We start from the raw sequence: 23,309 nt of genomic DNA on the forward strand, positions 1-23,309 counted from the left end.
CTCATGGTTTGGGATTGACCAATGGTCACTCCTTGTTGGTCTGGGCGCTGTCATTCCAACCACGAGTGACGATCGGTCACTCCATCGCTGCGTAAACCCGCAGAACCATAGGGCCCCAGACCCTGAGAGACTGATCGCATGGCAGACACAATGGAATTTGGGTACGACGGCGACGACGGGCTGGGCGACCGCCTCATCAAGGCGGTTCTTGCTGGGGAGAAGACGGCGACGTCGTCGTTGGCTGTTGAGTACCTCTCCGGTGAGGCGTTGCCCCAAGTAGGCGCGAAACTTCCGTTGGTTGACCACGCCGGGAACGTGTACGGCGTCGTCGAGACTACCCGGGTGACTATCATCCCGTTGGATCTGGTGGGCGACGACGTCGCCCATGACGAGGGTGAAGGCTTCACCGACGTTACCGAATGGCGTGAGGCCCACGTGAAGTTCTGGCACGAAGTTGCCCACCTCACTCGGGAGGACTGCGGAGATCCACAGTGGGAACTGCGCGAACGCGAGCCCGTGGTGGTCGAGTGGTTCCGGCTTCTCCCCATCCTTTAGCCTACAAACCAATCGACTCTGCAGTAGATGGTAGGGAATTACGTCAGACGGATCTGCCGGTTGACGTCCTTGTACAGCAGGTAGCGGAAGTTACTGGGGCCACCGGCGTAGCAGGCCTGCGGGCAGAATGCGCGCAGGGACATGTAGTCCCCTTCCTGTACCTCGACCCAGTCCTGGTTCATCCGATAGACGGCCTTGCCCTCGAGGACGTAGAGGCCGTGTTCCATAACGTGGGTTTCGGCGAACGGGATGATGGCGCCGGGCTCAAACGTGACCACATTGAAGTGCATGTCATACGCGAGGTCCTTGGGATCAAGCATCCGGGTGGTGCGCCATTTGTTCTCGGTGCCAGGCATTGAGCCGGGCTCGATGTCCTGCTCGTTACCGACAACGGGCTTCGGCGTGTGGCCGGCGAGCGGCTCGTACGCCTTACGGATCCACTGAAACTTAGCCAGCTCGCTGCCGGCGTTGGCCACTTCCCATGCGACGGCGGGAGGCAGGAACGCGAATCCTCCCGGAGTGAGTTCATGCTTCTCACCCTCGATCGTCACGTTAAGGGTGCCTTCGAGCAGGAACATGAAGGATTCGACGCCTGCCTCGGGCTCAGGATCCGTGGACCCGCCGCCCGGGGCGATCTCCATCAGGTACTGCGCGAACGTCGTCGCTCCGCCGGCAACTGGCCGGTTGAGGATCCACGCCCGGGTGCCGTCCCATTCGGGGATGACGCTGGTGACAATGTCGCGCATGACGCCGCGGGGAATCACGGTGTACGCCTCGGTGACAACGGCGCGGTCGGTCAGTAGATCTGTCTGCGGCGGCAGCTCGGAAGCTGGCGCATAATACGTAGGTTTACTCAACGGAAATCCTCCCGGTTGTGACCCAGCGACGTGCTGCGCGGATCAATGAATGTCTGGTCGGTTGGCAAAAGACCCTACGCCACGGCTACCGGGGACACGGCGCCGGAGCGGGCCAGCGATGCGAGTTCGTCAGCTGAAACCCCGGCAGCTTCCTGCACTTCGGCTTCACCCACGGCACCGCATTCGACGCCGCGGTGCACGAACTTTGCCAATGCTTTGGCGGTCGCCGGCTCGTCCATGATGGCGCTGTCCAGCTGGTGCACATAGTTGCGCAGTCTCTGCGCAGCGGCTGCGAAACCTTCCCGGTAAAATGCGTAGGTGGCGATGTACCGTGTGGGCAGCTGCGCTGCGTGTAGATCCCAGCCCTGGTAGTAGCCACGTTCCAACGACCGGCGGACTAGCCGCCCGTGCAGCTTCCAGGCGGCGACGACGTTCTTCGCATCGCCCAGCGGCAGAATGTTGGTGGAGCCGTCAGAGAGGTGAATTCCCGTTCCGGCGACCGCCACCTGCATGACCTGCTTCGCGTAATCCGCGGCAGGGTGCTCCATCGACTGATACGCCGCCGCTATACCCAGTGAGGCGCTGTAATCGTAGGTGCCATAGTGCAACGATGTGATTCGGCCTTCGGCCCGGTGCAGCAGTTCCGCAACGGGAACCCTGCCGTCCGCGCCGAGAATGAGCTGCGGTGTCTCCATCTGCACTTCAAACCCGAGCCTCCGTTCAGGCAGCCCATGAGCGGCTTCGAGCCGCTGGCAGGCGTACACCATGGCCTCGACCTGAGCCACGGTACTGACCTTGGGCAACGTGAGGACCAGCCCCTCGGGCAACTCGCCCGCTGCACACAGTTCCGAAACAAAGAGGTCTAGGGTCCTCAGGCCACGCGCCCGGGTTGGGGCCTCGAAGCACTTGAAGCGGATGCCGATAAAGGGCGGGGCAACGCCGTCGTTCACTGCCTGCACGACGGCGGCCGCTGCGTTGCGGACGTCGGCGTCCTCCTGCTCGTCCCCGCGGTTGCCGTAGCCGTCCTCGAAGTCCAGCCGAAGGTCCTCGATCGGTTCGCGTTCCAGTTTCGCGGTGACCTTTCCTGCTACCTGCGCCGCCAGGTCGCCGTCGAGCCCGAGTTCGGCGCAAACGGCAGCCGTGCCGCCGTGTTCAGCAACAGTGGCCAACGCTTGCTTCCCCCAGGCAGAAGGCATCGCGGGATCGTAGCGATCCGCGGGAACATAAACGGTGTGAACGGGCTGCCGTACGTCGCGGTCCCCCGGATACGCGGACTCCAGAAGGGCATCCGTGGCAGCCAGCTGTTCATCTATAGTGCGGTAATCCTCCGCATTCAGCGCGGCCATTCCTACGACACTAGCTCGTACGCGGGCAGCGTCAGGAAATCGGTGTAGTCCTCCGAAAGGCAGATATTCGCGATCAGGCGGCTTGCCGGCTCGTAGTACTTCGCGAAGGCCTCGTCGCCCACTTCGCCGCGCAGTTTCTCGGTCTCCTCACCAAGGATTTCGGTGACAAGTTCCGGCGTGACCGTCTTCCCGGTGTCCAGCTCTACCTTGTTGCGGATCTGCTGCCACACCTGCGAGCGTGAGATCTCTGCGGTGGCGGCGTCTTCCATCAGGTTGTGGATGGCGACGGCGCCGTTTCCGGACAGCCAGACGGCCACGTAGGAGACGGCGACGTAGAGGTTGGACCGCAGCCCTTCCTCGGTGACCTTACCCGGCGCCGTGGTGACGTCCAGTAGTTGCTCTGCGGTGACCTCGACGCCGTCGCGCTGGCGATCCACCTGATTGGGCTTATCGCCGAGCACTGCGTCAAACACCTCCTGGCAAATGGGCACCAGGTCCGGGTGCGCCACCCAGGAGCCGTCGAATCCATCGTTGGCTTCACGGGTTTTATCCGCGCGGACCTTCTCGAATGCCTGGGCCGTTACTTCTGGTTCGCGCCGGTTAGGGATGACGGCCGCCATCCCGCCCATCGCGAAAGCTTCACGGTGGTGGCAGGTTTTCACGAGCAATTCGGTGTACGCACGCATGAAAGGTGCCGTCATGGCCACGCTCGCGCGGTCTGGCAGGATGAAATTCTCACCGGCGTCGCGGAAGTACTTGATGATGCTGAACAGGTAGTCCCAGCGGCCAGCGTTCAGCCCGGAGGCGTGGTCACGCAGTTCGTAGAGAATCTCGTCCATCTCGAAGGCTGCCGGGATGGTCTCGATCAGTACGGTGGCGCGGATGGTCCCCTGCGGGATACCCACATAGTCCTGCGCGAACACGAAGATCTCGTTCCACAGCCGGGCCTCCAGGTGGTTTTCCATCTTCGGGAGGTAATAGTAAGGACCGCTTCCGTTCTCCACGAGCTGCTTGGCGGTGTGGAAGAAATGCAGCCCAAAGTCCACCAGGGCACCGATTCCGGGCTTGCCGTCAATCAGGACGTTCTTCTCGGGCAGGTGCCAGCCACGGGGGCGGGTGACGACGACGGCGAGCGGCGCGTCAGTGCGGAGCTTGTACTCCTTGCCCTTGGGCGAGGTGAAAGCCAGCGTTCCGCGCGCTGCATCGCGCAGGTTCAGGATGGAGTCGATGACGTTGTGCCAGGTGGGTGTGCTGGCGTCTTCAAGGTCAGCGAGCCATACTTTCGCTCCGGAGTTCAGTGCGTTGATGGCCATTTTGGCGGGCGACGCCGGTCCGGTCATCTCGACCCGGCGGTCCTGCAGCGGGGCCGGTGCGGGTGCAACTTTCCAGTCGCCGTCGCGCACGCTTTGTGTCTCCGGCAGAAAGACGAGCTTTCCGGTCTTGGCTACCTGCTCACGCTGTGCAGCTCGGGCGCTCAGCCGGTCGTTGCGGGTGTCGGCAAACCGCTGGTGAAGCTGGTGGACGAACTCGAGGGCCTCAGGGGTGAGGATCTCGTCAGCGCGGTCCACTGGGGTGCCGTTGGTTACTTCAATGCTCATGTTGGTACTCCTAAGCCTGGGATGACGCCGCAGCGGCCGCAACAGCGGAGGCGACGTCGGATGCAACGTGGGGATCGAAAACGCTCGGGATGATGAAGCTCGCGTTCAGCTCATCATCGTTGACTCTGGCCGCGATTGCTTCTGCGGCGGCTACGAGCATTTCCGGGATGATGTCCGACGCGCCAGCGTCCAACAGTCCGCGGAAGAAGCCGGGGAAGGCGAGGACGTTGTTGATCTGGTTGGGGAAGTCGCTGCGTCCGGTGGCGACGACGGCGGCATGTTTTGCGGCGATGATCGGGTCAATTTCCGGGTCCGGGTTTGCCATGGCAAAGACAATGGAATCCTGTGCCATGGCCTTGACCTGCTCTTCGCCCAAGACGTTGGGGCCACTGACTCCGATGAAGACGTCTGCGCCGACCATTGCCTCGTGCAGTGTTCCGGAGAAGGCCTCCTGGTTGGTGTTTTCTGCAAGCCACTGGCGGTGTTCGTCGGTGTAAGTTTCTCCACTGTGGATGGCGCCGTTTCGGCCGCACGCCACAATGTTCTTTGCGCCCTGTGCCTGGAGGAGCTGCACAATGGCGGATCCGGCCGCGCCCACTCCAGCTACGACGATGCGTACGTCCTCGATCTTCTTGTTCACCACGCGCAGCGCGTTCTTGAGGGCCGCGAGGACCACAATGGCGGTGCCGTGCTGATCGTCGTGGAAGACGGGGATGTCCAGTTCATCGCGAAGGCGCTTCTCGATTTCGAAGCAGCGTGGGGCTGCGATGTCCTCGAGGTTCACTCCTCCGTAGACCGGCGCGAGTGCTTTGACGATACTGATGATTTCCTCGGTGTCCTGAGTGTCCAGGCAGACTGGCCAGGCGTCCACGTTGGCGAACTGCTTGAACAGCGCGGCCTTGCCTTCCATGACTGGCAAAGCGGCAGCGGGCCCAATGTTGCCGAGGCCAAGGACGGCCGTACCGTCAGTGACCACTGCAATGGTGTTGCGCTTGATCGTCAGATTGCGTGCCAGCTCGGGGTTCTCGGCAATAGCCAAGCAGACACGGGCGACGCCGGGTGTGTAGGCGCGGGAGAGATCGTCACGGTTGCGCAGGGCCACCTTGGGTGTGACTTCGAGCTTTCCGCCCTGATGAAGGAGGAAGGTGCGGTCGTTGACGTGGCGGACGTTCACGCCGTCGAGCTTGTCCAGCGCGTCACGAACCTGCTCTCCGTGCGTTGCATCTGTAGTGTTGCAACTCACATCTACGACGATGCGGTCGTGGTAGGACTCCACGACGTCGAGCGCTGTGATGGAAGCTCCCACAGCCCCAACGGCCGCGGCGAGCTCGGTGGTTGCAGTAAAGCTCGACGGCGCCTGGACGCGCAGGGTGATTGAGTAGCCGGGACTCGGACTCGCCATAAGTTCCTCCTCAGAAACGGCCAGACTGGCCAATTGTTTTCGTATTATGGATATTATTGTCTACTAGGCGGAAATACAACCCATGGACGCTCCTTTATTCCGCTCTGCGGAAGTAGTGTAGGTTAGGTCATATTTCCGCAGAGCGGATAAAAGCTGTCATACCCCACAGCGAAACACCTACGTAGGAGAACCAGATGGCTGATCGGCCGGCCGGTAGCGGCGTGCAGTCTGTGGAGCGCGTTTTCGAACTGCTCGAACTCATCACGGATGCGGGCGGCGAAGTAACACTGAGCGAACTCGCCTCATCCACCGAGCTCCCGCTCCCCACCATTCACCGCCTACTGCGGACACTTGTCGCCAAGGGCTACGCCCGCCAGTTGCCCAACCGGCGCTATGCCCTGGGCCCGCGACTGATCCGCCTCGGCGAAGGAGCCAACAAACAACTCGGGGTGCTGGCACGCCCGCAGCTGAAGCACCTGGTGGACCAGCTGGGCGAGACAGCCAATATGGCGATGCTGGACTCAGACATGGTGATCTATATTGCCCAGGTTCCGTCACCACACTCCATGCGCATGTTCAATGAAGTCGGGCGCCGCGCCCATACTCATGACACCGGCGTCGGAAAGGCCATTCTGGCCCAACTGAGCGACGACGACGTCCGTGGAATCGTCACCAGGGCCGGCATGCCAGCCCACACAAGCTTCAGCGTGGACTCCATCGACGCACTGCTGACAGAGCTCCAAGCCGTCCGGAACCGCGGATACTCCATTGATGAACAGGAGCAGGAACTCGGCGTCCGCTGCTTTGCGATCGCTATTCCCGACTCCCCCACGCCGGCTGCGATTTCCGTTTCCGGTCCGGTATCCCGCGTGGACGATAGGTTTGCGGAGAAGGCCGTGCCGTTGTTGAGAGAAGCTGCAAAGCTCATCTCCCAAGATCTGAACAGCACGGCCGTCACGGCATCATAGGTTCTACAGGTCAGCAGAAGCCCGGAGTGTTCGCCCAGACCGCTGCTTCAGCGGTTCCTTCAGGCTGTTCGCGCTTGATGGTGGCCTCGATCAGACCGTACGGGCGGTCGGCCGCGAAGAACACCTCGTTGGGATTGTCCAGATCAAACGGCGACAGGTCCACCAGAAAGTGGTGGTTGTTAGGCAGCGAGAACTTGATCTCCTCAATCTCCGGGTGAGCCTCAAGCGCCTGCTTACCCATCTGGAACATCGACTGCTGCAGTGCCGTTGAATGCGTGTCCGCGAACGCCTTGAGCATGATCAACCGCACGCTGTCATAGACGCTGTTGAAGTCGACATCGGTGGTGTTGTAGCGCCATCGGGTAGTGACATCGGTGGCAAGGATTCGCTCCGTTGTCTCACCCAGAGTGGTGTACCTGTCTCGCGGGAACCCATGGAACTCGGATCCGGTGGACTTCAAGACTGTGAGGTCTGAGATTCCGGCCACCAGAGTGCGCTCACCGTTTTCAACATGAAGTACAGCAGTACGGGTCTCTGACTTGTTCTTGAAAAACGCGTGGTCGTGATCGTCGATGCGGTTCCAGCTGTACTGCTCAGCGGCCCAACGTCCGCCGCTGACCCAGTCGAAGCTCTCAGTGAAGTGCTTTCCAAGACGCAGAAGGAAAGCCTCGGGAGAACCAACGCCATCGCGGGCAAAGGAGTAGATGGTGTTCTTCTGCGTGTCCGTGGCAACAACGTGAGCATTGTCGCCGTCAATATGGGCAGACTCAAAATCCCCGTGCAGCAGCGAAGTGACACTGAGGTCTTCGATCTCATGCCGTGCAGTGTCGCGAGTGATCTTGACGAGACGAACTTCGGCCTTGCCGTACTGATTGGATCCCAGAACAATGCGCCCGGTGCCCGTCGCGGCGCTTTCGGTGGTTGTAGCAGTCATGATTAGCTCCCTCGATAGGTGGAATAGGCAAATGGGCTGATGAGAAGTGGTACGTGATAGTGCTGCGTTGGATCTGTCAGCGAGAATGTGAGAGTCACCGTGGGGAAAAACGTTTCCGTGTCCGATGAGCCAAAGTACGCTCCGGTCTGGAACTCAATCCGGTAGTCTCCGGCGTCAACCTGCTCAGGACCAAGGTCCTTGATGCGGCCATCTCCATCGGTGATGCCCTCCGCGATCTGGCTCCACCCGGCGTCGTTCCTGACTCCCAACGTGGCTGCAACCCCGACGGCGGGACGTCCGCTTCCGGTGTCCAGAACGTGGGTGGTGATGTGGCTTGTCATGCTTCTAGTGCTCCTTTGAGTCGAAGGATGGCGATTTCTCGCAGCTGCCCGGCGATGACCGGCAGCTCCTGGTCTGGGGTATGAGAAAGCCGCTTGCGGAGGGATGCGAGGATTTCCTCGGAGGACCGTCCAGCGGCACGGATGAGGAAGACCCGCCCGAATTTCTGGTCGTAGTCGAGGTTGCCGGCTGCGAGTTGCTCAGTGATCGCATCCGAGGAATCGAGCCCGGCCTGTTCGCCGAGGGACAGCTCGGACTCCTTGCTGGAGCCTTCGGCACGTTCTCCGATGCGGGGGTGGTGCGCCAGGGCGCCGTCGATCTCGGTTTCCGTCCACGGCTCCGCAGCCTTCTCGGCATATTCGATGAGGGCTGCCTGGGAGGCAAAAGGGCGGGCTACGACGATTTCATCTACCCAGCGCGGAATATCAACGCACGGACGCAGGAGAGCTGCGACTTCTGCGGGGGATGAGGTGTTGAACTGAGTCAATGTCATGGGTGTCAGGGCTCCTGATCGCTCTCCACCATGTGGTGGACACCCTTACCGCCGGCCGTGGCCGAGTTGACTCGATGTTTCTATATTGTGGAATTTCTATTTCATTGTAACGCCGGTCACAGTGCCGGTGTCAAGACGACGGACGAAGTATTTTTCGCCCGTCGCCTTGAGGGACCTATTCGGCCTGAGCGGTGTTCGCGACGCCGTTGACGTCCAGCAACTGGTACTTATCGATGGCGGCAGCCGGCGTCGATGCATCGATTTCGCCGCGCCGTACCAGCATTTCAAGGGTACGCACCACTACAGACTGCGCGTCGATCTTGAAGAAGCGACGGGCTGCTGCACGGGTATCGGAGAACCCGAAGCCGTCCGCCCCCAGCGTCGCGAAGTCATTCGGAACAAACTGGCGTACCTGGTCCGGAACTGCCTTCATGTAGTCGGTTACGGCCACGATCGGCCCTTCGGCGCCTTCAAGCTGCTGGGCGATGAACGGCTGCCTGACATTCTCATTCGGACGAAGGAAAGCGTCCTCTTCGGCGTTGAGACCGTCGCGGCGAAGCTCGTTCCAGGACGTTACGGACCAGACGTCAGCAGCAACTGACCAGTCCTCGGCGAGCAGCTTCTGGGCTTCGAGCGCCCACGGCACCGCAACACCTGAAGCAAGGATCTGCGCTTTTGGACCATCGACGCCCTCAGCAGCAGCATTGAGCTTGTAGATGCCTTTGAGTACGCCCCCGACATCCAGATTCTCCGGAAGCGGCGGCTGAATAATCGGCTCGTTGTACACCGTGAGGTAGTACATGACGTTACGTTCGTCGTCGGACTTTTCCGGGTCCTCCCCGTACATCCGCTCCAGGCCGTCCCGAACAATCAGACCCAGCTCGTAGCCGTACGCAGGATCATAGGAAACCACTGCGGGGTTGGTGGAGGCGAGGATGGGCGAGTGTCCGTCCGCGTGCTGGAGTCCTTCACCGGTGAGGGTGGTCCTTCCCGCCGTCGCGCCAATGACAAACCCACGCGTCATCTGGTCACCGGCGGCCCAGAAGGAATCGCCCGTGCGCTGGAATCCGAACATGGAGTAGAACACGTAGACGGGGATCAACGGTTCACCGTGGGTGGCGTAGGACGTCCCGGCCGCCGTGAAGGCAGCCACGGATCCGGCCTCGTTGATGCCCGCGTGAATGATCTGTCCCTGAGGAGATTCCTTGTACGCCAGGACCAGTTCGCGGTCCACGGAAAGGTAGTTCTGGCCGTGCGGGTTGTAGATCTTCGCGGTCGGGAAGAACGCGTCGATGCCGAACGTGCGGGACTCATCCGGAACGATCGGCACAATGCGCTTGCCGAACTCCTTATCCCGCATCAGCTCCTTGAGCAGTCGCACAAACGCCATGGTGGTGGCCGCCTGCTGCTTACCGGAACCTCGGTTCGCCACCTCATAAGCCTTATCCCCCGGCAGGGCCACTGGCGTGTGCTTGCTGCGGCGCTCTGGCACAGACCCACCGAGCGCCCGACGCCGGTCCATCATGTACTTGATCTCCGGCGCATCGGCACCAGGGTGGTAGTACGGCGGCAGGTACGGGTTCTTCTCCAGCTCCTCATCACTAATGGGAATCCGCAGGTAATCGCGGAATTCCTTGAGGTCATCCAGCGTGAGCTTCTTCATCTGGTGCGTTGCGTTACGGCCCTCAAAGTGGCTCCCCAGGCCGTAGCCCTTCACCGTCTTGGCGAGGATCACAGTGGGCTTTCCCTCGAACTCCGTGGCAGCCTTGTACGCAGCAAAAACCTTGTGATAATCGTGGCCACCGCGCTTGAGGTTCCAGATCTCCTGATCACTCATGTCCGCGACCATATCCTTGGTCTGAGGGGACTTTCCAAAGAAGTGATCCCGAATAAAACCGCCGGATTCAGCCTTGTAGGTCTGGTAATCGCCGTCGGGCGTGGTGTTCATGATGTCCACCAGAGCGCCGTCCTTATCGCGCTCGAGCAGGTCATCCCACTCACGGCCCCAGACCACCTTGATGACATTCCAGCCCGCACCACGGAAGAACGCTTCGAGTTCCTGCATGATCTTGCCGTTACCGCGAACCGGCCCATCGAGGCGCTGCAGGTTGCAGTTGATCACAAAGTTTAGATTGTCCAGGTTCTCATTCGCCGCCAGCTGCAGCAGTCCGCGGGACTCTGGTTCGTCCATTTCACCGTCGCCCAGGAACGCCCACACCTGCTGATCGGAGGTGTCTTTCAGACCACGGTCGTGCAAATAGCGGTTGGATTGGGCCTGGTAAATGGCGTTCATGGGACCGATCCCCATGGAGACCGTGGGGAATTCCCAGAAGTCCGGCATAAGACGCGGATGCGGGTAAGACGAAAGGGCGTGGCCCTCGTGGGACTTTTCCTGCCGGAAGCCGTCGAGATCCTCTTCGGAGAGACGGCCTTCCATGAAGGCGCGGGCGTACATGCCTGGGGACGCGTGGCCCTGGTAGAACACCTGGTCTCCGCCGCCGGCGTGGTCCTTACCGCGGAAGAAATGGTTGAACCCCACCTCATAGAGCGTTGCGGCGCCGGCGTAGGTGGAAATGTGCCCGCCAACGCCGACCTCGGGTCGCTGCGCGCGGTGCACCATGACCGCAGCGTTCCAACGCATCCAGGAACGGTACTTGCGCTCGATTTCCTCGTCCCCGGGGAACTTTGGTTCCTGGTCGGTGGGGATGGTGTTGACGTAGTCGGTGGTAGTCACCATCGGCACGCCGACACTCTGCGCACCGGCACGCTGCAAGAGAGAACGCATAATGTACTGCGCGCGTTCGGTGCCCTGCGCCTGAATCAGCTGATCCAGCGATTCAATCCACTCTGCTGTCTCTTCTGGATCGCCGTCCGGCAACTGCCCGGTGAGGGCGCTCAGAATGTCTGTTCCTTCAACTGCAACCACGCCAAACCTCTTCCACCCCACCGGTTGTGACCGGCAAGTCCATCCATCGTCTTGAATTCCGTATTGCGGAACATCTTTTCCATTAGACTAGATACAGTGAACTGCCACACTGCGCAGATGTCAATTGCGACGACAAGAGCCCGCCATGACCCAACACTCACCGCAACGCACCGCCGTCGTGACCGGTGCTGGCTCCGGGATCGGCCGAGCCGTGACCCGCTCCTTCCTTGACGCGGGTTACACCGTCTTTCTGGCAGGGCGACGACGCGGCCCCCTCGAAGAGAGCGCGCAAAGACACCCCTCAGCGCACATAGTTCCAACAGACGTAACAAAGCCCGACGACGTCCAACGGCTCTTCCGAACCGTCCGCAACAAGGCTGGCCTGCTCAATGTCCTCTTCAACAACGCCGGCACGTTTGGACCCACCGGAGCCATCGACGAAATTTCTCCACGTGAGTGGGAAGACACCGTCGCCGTCAACCTTACCGGCTCCATGCTCTGCGCGGCCGCTGCCTTTCGGCTCATGAAGAGCCAAGAACCTCAGGGCGGCAGGATCATCAATAACGGATCCATCTCCGCCCACTCCCCCAGGCCACTATCCGTCGCCTACACCACCACCAAGCACGCCATCACCGGGCTCACAAAATCTATTGAACTCGACGGCCGAGCCTTTGGCATCACCTGCGGACAGATCGACATCGGCAACGCCGCCACGGACATGATGAGCAACATTGGCTCGGGCTCCGGGGCGCTACAAGCCGATGGATCACGACGCACGGAACCGACATTCCCAGTTGAAGAAGCAGCGAACGCCGTCGTCTACATGGCAGGCCTCCCGACGTCGGCCTCTGTGGGGTCCCTGCTCATCACTGCCGCCGGCATGCCCTTCTGGGGACGCGGATAGCCGGGGACATGCGAAAATATGGCCATGGCCCAGCGCATCCCCACCACCACGGCAGCCCTTAACGTCAGCGACCGGCAACAATTGGCGCGGGCGCTCAAGGAGAACGACGACGTCACTATCTTCGTCAACGGCACGGCCGTAAAACTTCCCCCCACAGGGACCGCCGCCGTCGTCGACCTCATCAAGCGGCTGACTAAAGGCGACGCCGTCATGGTGTCCTCCGTGACGGAGATGTTGACCACTTCCCAGGCAGCCGAAGCCGCTGGCATCTCGCACACATACCTCCGAAATCTGACTAACGCCGGCGTCATTCCCGTTGAATATCGGGGGACGCATCGCCGGATCAGACTGACGGACATCACCAGCTGGCTCGATGAACAAAAAAGCGCAGACCATCACAACAGCGAAACCGCGCAGTAGGCTTAAAGGATGAATAAGACAGTCTGGATCCGGGTCCTTGTGCGCTCGGCTATCGGGCTGCTCACCGGCTATCTGGCCTACGTGGCCGCCGTCGCCATGGATCGCTCCGGAATGGCAGCCATCCTCATGGGAGTGGTTGTGGGAGTTGCCGTCACGCTTCTACTGGAAACCTGGCAAACAGACCGCCGGGCCAAAGCCCGCAAACGGAACACCGAGCCCCAGGCGAACGACCCGAAGCCTTAGATCCGGGGACGTTCAGCCCAGCGCGCCGTCTTCAGCGCCACGTGCAGTTCAAGCCGTGCGACACCGACCATCGGGTCCGCTCCGATGATCGAACGAACCCTAGCCAACCGGTTGTACAGCGTGCTCCGGTGCAGATGCAGCACGTCGGCAACATCCTGGACGGAACCACTGTGGTCATACAGCAGCTCCAGCAGCGGCCTCAGCTCGCGAGCCGGATCCCCCGCACTCAGCTCGCGAAACCGGGTTGAGCGAGGACCCGAAGGGCCAGCAGCCTCAGCGGCAAAATGCTGGTAAACACCTAGGTTGCAGTATTCCGACACCCGGGCAAGCTGGGGGTCTACGGCGGCGGCCTGTACAGCTTGTCTTGCCTGCCGACATGCATCAGGCAGCCCGCCAACGTCGTTGAAGGGTTCACTGAGACCGAGGATGACAGGGGCCGCCTTTCGTCCGGACCGCTTATCCAGCTCCTCTCGGTAACCACGCTGGACGCGGATGAACTCCTGCTCTGCCACGAGGCCTCGAAAAAGGACGACGGCATGCGTCTCACGTCCTGCGCTGAACGACGCAGCATCGTGGCCGACCGTTGCGTGCAGAGCGGCCGTTCGATGCGCCAGGAGACTAGCCTGCGGATCTTCGGTAGGCTCCATCCCCTGCTCATATTCCAAGAGAACGCCAAGGCGCCACGGACCGCGGTGCTGCACCACCGGCCAGTGAGCCACCTCCTGCTGGGCCTCCTCATTTCCCGAACACGCTGCCAGGAACCCGGACTCCAACTGTCGTCGCTGTTCCGAGGCCGCCGTATTCGAATCAAGGAGTAGCTCGACCAGCAGGTCCAGTTCGCCTCGCACAGCCGGCAGGCGTTCGAGAATCGCAGCGGCAGCCAGCTCCTCAGGATCCTGCTGAACCCAGAGGTAACCCACTCTGAATCCCCTCACGAGCAGTGGGACACAGACTCGTCCCAACATGCCGAGCTCCTCGTTGGCCGGCACTACCACCGGACGGACCGCCGTCGAGATGCCGTGTTGCAATTGCCAGCGGCCCACGTCCTCCGGCACGCGTTTGCTCAGCAGAAAATTTACGCGCACCTTATCGGCAGCATTCCGGTGGCTGCCGTAGGAAAGCAGCACGCCGTCGAGGTCTTCCAACGATAATCCGCGGTCAAGTCCCTCCGCGATGCGTTCCACGCACTGGTCCACTTCCAGCGATTTCATGGAAGTCACGATACCGGTGAAACAACATTAAGCGACAATTGACGCCGCTTCCTTCGACAGTTGTCGAAAGGTGCTTGCCATGCCGCGCTGAACCGGGTCCAGACCACTGGCTCACCGCAGGTTTTACGGCTCCACGCCCTTGACGCAGAACCTATTCTTAACACAGTCCCCACCCCGGCCACAGCAATGGAGCAGACCGTGATCATCGGCGTCCCCCAAGAAGTTAAGAACAACGAATTCCGTGTAGCGATAACAGCTTCAGGAGTGCACGAATTTGTCGCCAATGGACACACAGTCCTGATTCAGGCCTCTGCTGGCAAGGGCTCCAACATCACTGACGCCGAATACACGAACGCTGGCGCAACGATCGTGGACACCGCGGACGAGCTGTGGTCCCGCTCAGACATGGTCATGAAGGTCAAAGAACCCGTTGCTTCGGAGTACCACCACTTCCGCAAGGGACTCATCCTCTTCACCTACCTGCACCTCGCCGCAGAAGCGGAGCTGACCCACGAACTCGTGAAGTCCGGCGTCACCGCAATCGCCTACGAAACCGTTCAGGACGGGCGCGCCCTGCCACTGCTAGCCCCCATGTCCGAAGTAGCTGGCAGGCTTTCGGTCCAAATGGGCGCGCAGGTCATGATGGCATCCGGTGGCGGTCCCGGCCTCCTCCTGGGTGGCGTTCCCGGTGTTCGGCCCGCCAAAGTCGTCGTACTTGGTGCCGGTGTTGCTGGAACCAACGCGACGGCGATGGCCGTTGGTACCGGCGCGGAAGTGACGCTCCTGGACATCAACATCAACCGTCTCCGCGAGATCGATGCGATCTATGCCGGGCGCGTGAAGACCGTTGCGTCCAACAAGCTAGAGATCGAACGGTCCGTTCTTGATGCGGATCTGGTGATCGGCTCCGTCCTCATCCCCGGAGCGAAGGCCCCCAAACTCGTTACCAACGAGCTGGTATCCCAGATGAAGCCCGGTTCAGTGCTCGTGGATATTGCCGTGGACCAGGGCGGCTGCTTTGAGAACTCACACGCAACCACCCACCAGGACCCCACGTTCGCCGTCCACAACTCCCTGTTCTACTGTGTGGCGAACATGCCAGGCGCTGTCCCGAATACCTCAACGTACGCCCTGACCAACGTCACTCTGCGCTACGCGGTGCTTCTGGCTAACAAGGGCGTCAAGGCTGCCCTCGACAGTAACCCCGCACTGGCTCTTGGTCTCAACGTGGCCGCAGGCAAGGTGCCCAACCGCTCGGTCTCCGAGGCCCACGATCTTGAGCTCACCGAGGACTGGCGAACACTGGTCTAACGATGGTCTAGCGGCGGCGGTTACCAAACCGCCGTCGAACTGACATCGAATCGGCATGGATTTGCGCGTTCAGTAGGCCTACGCCCGTGGCAACGTCCACTGAGCCAGGAGGCCGTCATGCGATCCGGACTGTTACCCCCAGCGGCAGCGGCGGTGTTGGTATTGACCAGCTGCACCGCGGCCGATGATTACACGACGGGCCCTCCCTCCAGCCCCGATACACAGCCACCAACAATGGCGTCGTCCGCTTCTGCAGACGGAGGTGCGTCGTCGTCGGGTGCTGCTATGCCATCTGCATCATCAGCGGCGCCGCGTTCACCGTCGGGTTCGGCCTCGCCGTCAGCATCGGCCACGACAGCGCCGTTGACCCTCTATTACGTGGCCACGGGTGACGACGGTGCCAGCGGAGCAAAAATTGGATGCGGTGACAGCTTGGTCGCCACCTATACGGAGCCTGTGACATTCACAAATCAGCTCCGGACAAGTATGGAACGACTTCTCGCCGATGATGACCAGTTCTTGGGTCAATCGGGCCTACTGAACGCCCTGTATATGTCCGACCTTGACTTCGTCGCGGGGACGGTGGATGGCGAGGTCGCTACGGTAGAACTCACCGGGCAGGTCGCTCTTGGTGGCACCTGCGATGGTCCTCGAGTTTCGGAGCAATTACATCAGACGGCAGAAACTGCCACTGGGGCTGGAAGCTCAGCTGTCCTCGTTGACGGAGTTTCGTTGGAGGAGCTCATCAGCCAGAAATGAGTGCACGTCTTTGCTGGTCCAGGGTGTGTCTTAGTGCCAGAGCTGGTCTGCCCAAGCGGCGTCACGAAGGTAGTCCCGCGCGGGACCAAGGTTCCACAACTCTCCGCACGAGTCGAGGAAGCCCATTCCGCGCATATCCTCAACGAGATCGGTGGAGCATCCCAGCGCTTCACTGAGATCCTGTGTGCTATCGGCCCTGATGACCTCGTCCTTGGTAGCCATGGGTGCTATTCCTCCATTTACTGCTGCCTCGGCGGTCATGAGTGTCGCTTCGATCGGGGTAGTGGTTCAAAGTCTGGGCCCCACGTGCGGGCGTAGAGTCCTAGAGCAGCTTCTTCGCGGGACGAGAAGCCGAGTCGATTGAGAAGCATATGGGCCTGATAGACGGTCAGGTGCTGGGCACTGCGGCTGACGCGCGCCTTGTCCGCCTTATAAAGGTAGGTATCGAGTGCACGGAACCAGCGACGTCGCCAGTTGTGAACGGCAGATTCTGCCGCAGTTGCCGCCATGAGCGAATGCATAGGCGAAAGTTTCGCGTCAATCTGAGCTGTCATGGCTTCGCGGACACTGGTGGCCCGGGGCCCAAAATTGGCAGTACATGTTTTGAGATGGCTGTCCCAGTAGTAGTCCCAGGAGAGCCGACGTCGGTCTTGCCAGTTCGAGGAGCGCGGACCCTTCATCATGCTTCGAGCCGAGTCGAACAACAGCAGCGAGGCAAGTGCGGACCGGCTCTGAGTTTTGCTGTAACGCTGGGTAGCCCAAGCACAGAGCTCGGAGGAAAGTTCGAAGGCTTCCTCGGCGAGCTGCAACCCTTCGACGCCGCCGTAGGTGACGAGCTCTGCTTCCAACTGCGGATCGGCGTTGCTGAAGGATGAGAATGATCGGTCACTGGCAGGTGATGACAGGTGCTGTTTGGTGGTCAGTTGAGGCAAGACACCGGCAGCTTGGGCCAGCAATGACCGCTGGATCAGTTGCAGCCGGTCGATGGTTGGCTGTGGAGCGAGGATACGCATGCGCACCTGCCCTGAGGATGGGTCGTCGCAGCGGGTATAAAACCAGCGCTTCGCGCCCAGGACTCTGGCCTGCGCCGCCAGCGGGGTAACCAGGTCTGCGATGATGCCGTCCGCTACATCGAAGCCTCCGGTCATAACGGAGAAATGCCACCATTGGTCGCTAGCAACTGTCCGCGAGGCGGGTCGAACCGCTATCAGCTGACTCATGGAATGTCTCCTTCCGGATCAAATGGTTAGCCCCGCTGGGGCGAGTTTATTGGTGGTTGCCAAGGTGTTGGAATGATGGCAACCGGGAGAGCATGTTCTCCTTAGAGAATGCCCTGCTGGGGCCAATCCCAAACACCAGCTACTGCCTGCTGGGGCCAATCCCAAACACCAGCTACTGCCTGCTGGGGCCAATCCCAAACACCAGCTACTGCCTGCTGGGGCCAATCCCAAACACCAGCTACTGCCTGCTGGGGCCAATCCCAAACACCAGCTATCGACTGCTGGGGCCAATCCCAAACGCCGCCTGCCACTGTGCTGGTTGCGGGTGCAACTGCGCCAGCGACGATCAAGAACCCGGCACTTAGGCCGATGATCTTCTTCATGAGATTCCCTTCGAGTGACAACGTACTTTCCTGCCTCGGTCGCTGAGCTCCCGATGACTCAAGAATGACTTGTCCAATTAAGGGTGTCCAGCTGAGCAGATGCCCTATTCTGGACATGGCCACAAGCGGACTTTGGCAGGATCCTGCAACCCTGAATTTGGCATGCTGCAAGCCTCAGGCCCGCAGAGATCCGTGGAAAATGGGCTAAAAAGATGTCGACGCCTTGTAAGGTGTCATTAACCGGCCATGGCAATTTCTGGCGTTCAGAAAATGCCCGCACAGCGCGACACAGTGCGTTCTCACCTCCCACCGAGGCAGGACCGACGCAGCAAGCACATCGTAGAGAGGACCTCAGTGCTCGAAGGAACCGCGGTTGAGCTCTATAAATTCGCCGTCGCCAACCCGTCGTGGACCAAGCAGGATGCCTCTGACGCCTTGGGCTACACGCTCAAACACATAGAAGTTTCCATTGCCGGACTTGAACGGCAGAGGCTCCTTGCGCCCGGAACGAGTGGGCAATGGGTGGCGATTGCTCCGGAAACTGCCTTGGCGGACATTGTCGATGAAGATGAGCGAACCATGCTGCAATTGAGGTCCAGGGTCAGCGAACGGCGACGAGAATTCGCCAGTATCGTTCCGGTATTTCTCGAAGCTCGGGCACATGCTGCAGGCAGCGGATCTGTGGAAGTTCTGGAGGACCCCGCCAAAGTACGTCGGCTCCTGATAGATTCCGGCAGGGACGTCATGACCAGCGTCCTTATTGCCCAGCCAGGCCAAGGTTCCACTGCGGACGTTCAAGAAGAGAGCGTTCGAAAAGACCTCGAGCTGTTGCAGCGTGGAATCCAGCGAAGAAATCTGTATCCAACGGGCACCCGTGATCACGTGCCTACGCGAAAAGCCGTTGCGACGGTTACGGACGCTGGCGGCGAATTCAGGGCTCTTCCCTTTGTGCCCCTGAGGCTCATGATCTTTGACAAAAATCTCGCCATAGTGGCACGTCAGCTGGACCCTGGAGACAAAGCGGCTCTGGTGATCCGTGATCCCAACCTTGTTCATATATTCACGCTGCTCTTTGATCTCGCATGGGAAATTGCATCACCGTTCCTTGACGAGGTTGGCCGAAAGTCTCCATTGACCAGTACGCAGCAATCCATTCTGAACGGGCTGGCTGTGGGGTACTCGGACGAAGTGATCGCCCGTCGGCTAGACATCAGCGTGCGTACCTGTCGCAGGCACATCGCCTGGATGCTTGAAGAGTTGAGGGCAGACAGTCGTTTCCAAGCAGGCATCAAAGCCAGAGATGCCGGCTGGATTTAAGTGTCGGAAGCCCGACGGCGGTCGCTGTTCCTCGCACCAAGGACAAAGACCGCCGTCGCGCTGACCTGAAAGCTAACACGACGGTGAAACCAAAAGTGGCATTCTATAAACCTTCGTGAAAAAGGTACCGGAACAGGTCTCAAATATTGCCTTAATGCATCTCCCGTAGTAGTGCCCCTTCCGCCAGTCAACGGAAGTTGTTCCACGGTGAACCGCGCGCGTTATAGTGTGGGAATGACTTCACAAGACGAGCTGAACCCCCTGCCGCTGACCGCTGAAACGGAAGTCGCTCTTGAGCGTGCCGCCGAATCCGCTCATCGTCATGAGGAACTGTTCTCCGTGCGGGCGGCTGGCATTAAGCAGTCGGCTGTTAGAGACGTCTTCGACATCTCGGCAAAGCCCGGACTCATCTCCCTCGCAGGCGGCAGCCCGTACCTGAAGTCTCTGCCTCTGGAAGAGCTGGGGAAGTCCGCTGCCAAGATCATTACCGAGCACGGCCTCGAAGCTTTCCAGTATGGCTCAGGGCAGGGCACGGATGAGCTACGCCAGCAGGTCTGCGACGTCATGGCTCTTGAGGGCATCACGGATGCGTCACCCGACAACGTGGTCATCACCACTGGCTCCCAGTCAGCCCAAGACGTTGCCGCGAAAGTATTCTGCAACCCAGGCGACGTCATCCTCTGCGAAGACCCCACCTACGTGGGGGCGCTCAACACCTTCGAAGCCTATGAAGTTGACGTCCAACCAGTTCTCATGGACAACGACGGCCTCATCCCAGAAGAGCTTGAGCGGCGGATCGAGGAACTGAAGGCAGCAGGGAAAAACATCAAGCTGCTCTACACCATCCCCAGCTTCAACAATCCCTCCGGCATCACGCTCAGCGCTGATCGGCGTCAGCGGATAGTGGACATCTGCAAAGCAAGCAACATCCTCGTTCTTGAAGACAACCCGTACGGGCTCCTCCGGTTTGACGGCAAACCGCTGAAAACTCTGCGCGCGGACAACCCCGACGACGTCATCTATCTGGGTTCGTTCTCGAAGATCTTTGCGCCTGGCGTCCGGCTGGGCTGGGCACTGGTACCCGAGCACATGTACCGCCGCTTCTATCTGGCCTGCGAAGCTGTGGTCCTGTGCCCGTCCGTCATCAACCAGATGCTCGTCTCTGCATACCTCCGGGACTACGACTGGAACGGATTCCTGCGTTCTTCACGAGACCTCTATGCAGCGCGATGCAACACGATGCTCAAAGCATTGGAAGACCAGATGCCCGACGGCGTCAGCTGGACGGTCCCGGATGGCGGGTTCTTCATCTGGCTCACTTTGCCCGAGGGGATCGACACGTACCCGCTTCTTAAAAAGGCCATCGACGCCCGGGTGGTCTTCATCCCCGGCGCAGCGTTCGTCCCCTCTGATGACCCATCGAACTGTCTCAGGCTCGCATTCAGTGCGGTTTCGAGCGAAGACATTGAAGAAGGTCTGCGGAGGCTCACCCCCATCCTGCGCGAAGCCATCGAAGCGCTGTAGTCCACCGATCCTCTAGTCCAAACTCGGGAATCGCAGAATCCTCAGCCCTACAGGGTTGCTTTCGATGCGATTGATGCTGACCCCGCCCATCTGCTCATCGTGGCCACTGCCGACCAGATCCTGGCGGGTACCATGCAGCTATCCTTCATCCCCGGGCTGGCCAGAGCTGGTGCGCTGCGAGCACAAATTGAAGCTGTCCGAGTACATGGCCAATACCGGAGCAAGGGCCTAGGGCATGCAATGTTCCAATGGGCCATAGCGGAGGCCAGACGGCGCGGTTGTAATCTTGTCCAGCTGACAACCGATAAGTCACGCTCAGATGCCCACCGTTTCTACGAGAGTCTGGGCTTTATCGCTTCGCACGAAGGTCTGAAGCTGACCTTGTAGGACGGATACCTTTCGGGCCGCGAGCTCCCGGCTACGCTCTTACCCGCTCGGCTACCCAATCGACCTCCTCCGCCAGGAGTGCCAATCCGGTGCCAACCGGCACATAACCAAGCTCCGCGGACGCAATAGTGTCAAGAACGATCGGATGCCGAGCGAGCCAAGGATTCCGTCCCCGCTCTGGGTCGGAAACATCATCAAGGAATTTCAGCGTCCCTGTCCAGCCCAGGTGCCTGCCGATAGCCCGCACAGTTTGCTCGGCAGTGGGACTATCGGGATCAGCACTATTGAGAATCCTCGCCCCCGGCTGACTGGCGATGGTTGCAATGAGAGCAGCAGTGTTCGTGGCGGCTGTCAGATGGTCGATCGATGCGGCGCCAGCCAGTTCGATGTCCTGCTCGCCGCGAACCATCAACTCCACGAATGACCGAGTGCGCGGGTTGCGTGCCCAGCGTCCATGAACCTTGGACGGCCGGATTACCGTGATGGGCAAGCCGCTATCCAAAGCCGTTCGCTCAGCGGCAACCTTTGATGGCGCGTAACCCTCGCGGGTGAATGGATTGACGTCGTCATGGGCAGGAGGCAACGTCAGGGAGGTCTCGTTGATCGGACCGGCAAACTTCGGTGGCTCATCGCTATTGACGTGGTGGCCCTCAGGGTCCACGTAGACCGCTCTCGTGGAGATCAGAACCGGGCAGTCCACCGATGACATGGCCGGCAGCAACGCGCACACATCCGCTGCCTGGTACGTCAACAGATCAACGAGCAGCTCAGCCCCGTTGCCCACCAGGCGTTCAACCGCATCCGCGTTGCTCCGCTCTATCGGGTGAAAGCGAACGCCCGCCTCAGAGAGTTCCTGCGGCATCTGCTCAGGGTGCCGCCCGGTTACATCAACTGACCATCCGTTGGCGGCCAGCATCTTGGCTGCGGCACCGCCCATGGCCCCCGTCCCGCCCAGAATTATTGCTCGCATGCCCTGCTCCTCGAGACCGACCAATCGAACAAAGCGATATCAGGCGACGCCGGGGCCCTTGGGGTAGGTGGCGCACAGCGCCAGGAACCGTGAGTTCCCCTCGGATTCACCAATGCTCACGCGGATACCCTCAACACCGAAGGCTCGCACTGACAATGCCTGCTCGCCAGCCAGAGAGGCGAATTCCGGTGTATTCTCGCCGAGTTTCAGCCACACGAAGTTACCTTCGGCCTGCGGCACATCCCAGCCGAGATCCTTCAGGCCCTTCACCACGCGTTCGCGTTCATCGACGAGTCCCTGGACGCGCTCTTTGACCTGCTCATAGTTCCGGATCGAAGCAATAGCTGCTTGCTCGGCCACTGAAGATACAGCGAACGGCGTTGCAGTGACCCTCAGGTACTGCGTGAGGTCCGGGTGCGAAACGGAATAGCCAACCCGCAGATTAGCCAGCCCATGGGCTTTCGAGAAGGTCCTCAGCACCATGACGTTCGGGTACTTGCGGTAAATTGCCAGACCATCCACGGCATCTGTGGCGCGGACAAATTCTTGATACGCCTCGTCAATGACAACGACGACGTCCGAGGGAACCTTTGCAAGGAATCCCTCCACCTGCTCGGTTGTCAGGATCGGCCCGGTCGGGTTGTTGGGAGTGCACAAGAGAATGACTCGAGTCCGGTCATTCACGGCAGCCGCCATCGCGTCAAGGTTGTGCGTGCCGTCGTCGTTCACAGGGACCTGAACACTGTTAGCGCCAGCGAGGCCCACAGAGATGGGGTATGCCTCGAAGGAACGCCACGCGTAGATGACCTCGTCCGGTTCCTGTGCTTGTTCTTGGCCCGCGAACGTTGCCAGAATCTGGTTCAGCGCACCGAGACTTCCCGCGCCGGTCACAATGTCCTCTGCCGGAACGTCCAAGAATTCAGAAAGTTCGACCCGCAGCGCCGTGCTCATGGGATCCGGGTACCGGTTGATAGCGCTGGCTTCGCGGATGGCGTCCAGGACGGCGGGGATCGGCGGTAACGGGTTCTCGTTGGATGAGAGTTTGAAGCTCCGAAGACCGTCTATCGCGACGGGGGGTTTGCCCGCTGCGTACCGTGGGAGTTTACCCAGCACGCCGCGCGGCGCGATGGCGGCTGGCTGACCGTCTTCGGCTGTGTTCTGATTCTCGCGTGTTGTCATACACCAAGCGTAATGCCGATCCGAGTGTTGCCTGTCCGCGCTAGACGACCGTTATGGCACCAT

General features: G+C 60.4%; 24 protein-coding genes and 1 pseudogene. 10 read left to right on the plus strand and 15 right to left on the minus strand.

The genetic code is table 11. From position 1 onward, the window contains the following. Nucleotides 1–138: 138 nt before the first annotated feature. Nucleotides 139–555 carry an ASCH domain-containing protein gene (locus JOE65_RS01135; RefSeq protein WP_205161518.1) on the plus strand — a complete coding sequence of 139 codons (417 nt, stop codon included), beginning with the start codon at nucleotides 139–141 and terminating at the stop codon, nucleotides 553–555. 38 nt (nucleotides 556–593) lie between these two features. Here the strand turns inward: JOE65_RS01135 and JOE65_RS01140 are convergent, their stop codons facing one another. The 4 genes from JOE65_RS01140 to JOE65_RS01155 form a co-directional block, all read right to left on the minus strand. Beyond that, nucleotides 594–1,412 (minus strand): bifunctional allantoicase/(S)-ureidoglycine aminohydrolase, encoded by an 819-nt coding sequence (locus JOE65_RS01140; RefSeq protein WP_205161519.1) that lies wholly within the window; start codon nucleotides 1,410–1,412, stop codon nucleotides 594–596. Nucleotides 1,413–1,486: 74 nt separating this feature from the next. Further along, complete coding sequence (locus tag JOE65_RS01145; RefSeq protein WP_205161520.1) at nucleotides 1,487–2,758, minus strand: DUF6986 family protein; 1,272 nt, start codon at nucleotides 2,756–2,758, stop codon at nucleotides 1,487–1,489. Nucleotides 2,759–2,760: 2 nt separating this feature from the next. After that, nucleotides 2,761–4,356: a malate synthase A gene (gene aceB, locus JOE65_RS01150; protein ID WP_205161521.1), complete on the minus strand. Its 1,596-nt coding sequence runs from the start codon at nucleotides 4,354–4,356 to the stop codon at nucleotides 2,761–2,763. A gap of 10 nt (nucleotides 4,357–4,366) precedes the next feature. Continuing rightward, nucleotides 4,367–5,758: an NAD-dependent malic enzyme gene (locus tag JOE65_RS01155; RefSeq protein WP_205161522.1), complete on the minus strand. Its 1,392-nt coding sequence runs from the start codon at nucleotides 5,756–5,758 to the stop codon at nucleotides 4,367–4,369. Between the two features lie 194 nt (nucleotides 5,759–5,952). Here JOE65_RS01155 and JOE65_RS01160 point away from each other — a divergent pair, with 194 nt between their 5' ends. Next, complete coding sequence (locus JOE65_RS01160; protein ID WP_205161523.1) at nucleotides 5,953–6,726, plus strand: IclR family transcriptional regulator; 774 nt, start codon at nucleotides 5,953–5,955, stop codon at nucleotides 6,724–6,726. A gap of 10 nt (nucleotides 6,727–6,736) precedes the next feature. Here JOE65_RS01160 and pucL read toward each other — a convergent pair whose 3' ends face one another. From pucL to aceE, 4 genes are all read right to left on the minus strand, one after another. Next, nucleotides 6,737–7,660, minus strand: a complete 924-nt coding sequence (pucL, locus tag JOE65_RS01165; protein ID WP_205161524.1) for a factor-independent urate hydroxylase — start codon at nucleotides 7,658–7,660, stop codon at nucleotides 6,737–6,739. Between the two features lie 2 nt (nucleotides 7,661–7,662). Continuing rightward, nucleotides 7,663–8,001 (minus strand): hydroxyisourate hydrolase, encoded by a 339-nt coding sequence (gene uraH, locus JOE65_RS01170; RefSeq protein ID WP_205161525.1) that lies wholly within the window; start codon nucleotides 7,999–8,001, stop codon nucleotides 7,663–7,665. After that, on the minus strand, nucleotides 7,998–8,492 hold the full coding sequence (uraD, locus tag JOE65_RS01175) for a 2-oxo-4-hydroxy-4-carboxy-5-ureidoimidazoline decarboxylase (RefSeq protein WP_205161526.1): 495 nt from the start codon (nucleotides 8,490–8,492) through the stop codon (nucleotides 7,998–8,000). The genes uraH and uraD overlap by 4 nt, the downstream gene beginning before the upstream one ends. Before the next feature lie 175 nt (nucleotides 8,493–8,667). Further along, nucleotides 8,668–11,418: a pyruvate dehydrogenase (acetyl-transferring), homodimeric type gene (aceE, locus tag JOE65_RS01180; protein ID WP_205161527.1), complete on the minus strand. Its 2,751-nt coding sequence runs from the start codon at nucleotides 11,416–11,418 to the stop codon at nucleotides 8,668–8,670. 145 nt (nucleotides 11,419–11,563) lie between these two features. Here aceE and JOE65_RS01185 point away from each other — a divergent pair, with 145 nt between their 5' ends. The 3 genes from JOE65_RS01185 to JOE65_RS01195 are packed head-to-tail and all read left to right on the plus strand — an operon-like array spanning nucleotide 11,564 to nucleotide 12,985. Further along, nucleotides 11,564–12,322: an SDR family oxidoreductase gene (locus JOE65_RS01185; RefSeq protein ID WP_205161528.1), complete on the plus strand. Its 759-nt coding sequence runs from the start codon at nucleotides 11,564–11,566 to the stop codon at nucleotides 12,320–12,322. 24 nt (nucleotides 12,323–12,346) lie between these two features. Next, entirely contained in the window at nucleotides 12,347–12,742 is a 396-nt protein-coding gene (locus JOE65_RS01190) for a helix-turn-helix domain-containing protein (RefSeq protein WP_205161529.1), read from the plus strand. Nucleotides 12,743–12,751: 9 nt separating this feature from the next. Further along, nucleotides 12,752–12,985 carry a hypothetical protein gene (locus JOE65_RS01195; RefSeq protein ID WP_205161530.1) on the plus strand — a complete coding sequence of 78 codons (234 nt, stop codon included), beginning with the start codon at nucleotides 12,752–12,754 and terminating at the stop codon, nucleotides 12,983–12,985. Here the strand turns inward: JOE65_RS01195 and JOE65_RS01200 are convergent. Next, nucleotides 12,982–14,196, minus strand: coding sequence for a helix-turn-helix domain-containing protein (locus JOE65_RS01200; protein ID WP_205163954.1), 1,215 nt, complete (start codon nucleotides 14,194–14,196; stop codon nucleotides 12,982–12,984). The two genes, JOE65_RS01195 and JOE65_RS01200, sit on opposite strands and share 4 nt — an antisense overlap. A gap of 198 nt (nucleotides 14,197–14,394) precedes the next feature. On the opposite strand from JOE65_RS01200, the gene ald reads away from it, so the two are divergent. After that, nucleotides 14,395–15,507 (plus strand): alanine dehydrogenase, encoded by a 1,113-nt coding sequence (gene ald / locus JOE65_RS01205; protein WP_205161531.1) that lies wholly within the window; start codon nucleotides 14,395–14,397, stop codon nucleotides 15,505–15,507. 188 nt (nucleotides 15,508–15,695) lie between these two features. Here ald and JOE65_RS01210 read toward each other — a convergent pair whose 3' ends face one another. Then, a complete protein-coding gene (locus JOE65_RS01210) occupies nucleotides 15,696–15,860 on the minus strand; it encodes a hypothetical protein (RefSeq protein ID WP_205164242.1) in 165 nt (54 codons plus the stop codon). Between the two features lie 25 nt (nucleotides 15,861–15,885). Between JOE65_RS01210 and JOE65_RS01215 the strand changes: the two genes are divergently transcribed. Next, a complete protein-coding gene (locus JOE65_RS01215) occupies nucleotides 15,886–16,266 on the plus strand; it encodes a hypothetical protein (RefSeq protein WP_338021518.1) in 381 nt (126 codons plus the stop codon). A 30-nt stretch (nucleotides 16,267–16,296) separates the two neighbouring features. On the opposite strand, the gene JOE65_RS01220 is transcribed toward JOE65_RS01215, so the two are convergent. The 3 genes from JOE65_RS01220 to JOE65_RS01230 all read right to left on the minus strand — a co-directional run bounded on the left by JOE65_RS01220 (nucleotide 16,297) and on the right by JOE65_RS01230 (nucleotide 17,869). After that, nucleotides 16,297–16,488 carry a hypothetical protein gene (locus tag JOE65_RS01220; protein WP_205161532.1) on the minus strand — a complete coding sequence of 64 codons (192 nt, stop codon included), beginning with the start codon at nucleotides 16,486–16,488 and terminating at the stop codon, nucleotides 16,297–16,299. Nucleotides 16,489–16,523: 35 nt separating this feature from the next. After that, nucleotides 16,524–17,486 carry a lantibiotic dehydratase C-terminal domain-containing protein gene (locus JOE65_RS01225; RefSeq protein WP_205161533.1) on the minus strand — a complete coding sequence of 321 codons (963 nt, stop codon included), beginning with the start codon at nucleotides 17,484–17,486 and terminating at the stop codon, nucleotides 16,524–16,526. A gap of 101 nt (nucleotides 17,487–17,587) precedes the next feature. Beyond that, nucleotides 17,588–17,869 (minus strand): hypothetical protein, encoded by a 282-nt coding sequence (locus JOE65_RS01230; protein WP_205161534.1) that lies wholly within the window; start codon nucleotides 17,867–17,869, stop codon nucleotides 17,588–17,590. 246 nt (nucleotides 17,870–18,115) lie between these two features. Here JOE65_RS01230 and JOE65_RS01235 point away from each other — a divergent pair, with 246 nt between their 5' ends. From JOE65_RS01235 to JOE65_RS01245, 3 genes and pseudogenes are all read left to right on the plus strand, one after another. Further along, complete coding sequence (locus tag JOE65_RS01235) at nucleotides 18,116–19,186, plus strand: helix-turn-helix transcriptional regulator (RefSeq protein WP_239536574.1); 1,071 nt, start codon at nucleotides 18,116–18,118, stop codon at nucleotides 19,184–19,186. Nucleotides 19,187–19,420: 234 nt separating this feature from the next. Beyond that, nucleotides 19,421–20,710, plus strand: coding sequence for an aminotransferase-like domain-containing protein (locus JOE65_RS01240; RefSeq protein WP_205161535.1), 1,290 nt, complete (start codon nucleotides 19,421–19,423; stop codon nucleotides 20,708–20,710). Nucleotides 20,711–20,749: 39 nt separating this feature from the next. Beyond that, nucleotides 20,750–21,097: pseudogene (locus JOE65_RS01245) on the plus strand (GNAT family N-acetyltransferase); the annotation flags it as partial. 31 nt (nucleotides 21,098–21,128) lie between these two features. Here the strand turns inward: JOE65_RS01245 and JOE65_RS01250 are convergent. Then, nucleotides 21,129–22,067 carry an NAD-dependent epimerase/dehydratase family protein gene (locus JOE65_RS01250; protein WP_205161536.1) on the minus strand — a complete coding sequence of 313 codons (939 nt, stop codon included), beginning with the start codon at nucleotides 22,065–22,067 and terminating at the stop codon, nucleotides 21,129–21,131. 39 nt (nucleotides 22,068–22,106) lie between these two features. Further along, nucleotides 22,107–23,246 carry a histidinol-phosphate transaminase gene (locus tag JOE65_RS01255; RefSeq protein ID WP_205161537.1) on the minus strand — a complete coding sequence of 380 codons (1,140 nt, stop codon included), beginning with the start codon at nucleotides 23,244–23,246 and terminating at the stop codon, nucleotides 22,107–22,109. Nucleotides 23,247–23,309: the final 63 nt, after the last annotated feature.

It is taken from the genome of Arthrobacter roseus, assembly GCF_016907875.1.
Lineage (GTDB): Bacteria > Actinomycetota > Actinomycetes > Actinomycetales > Micrococcaceae > Arthrobacter_J > Arthrobacter_J roseus.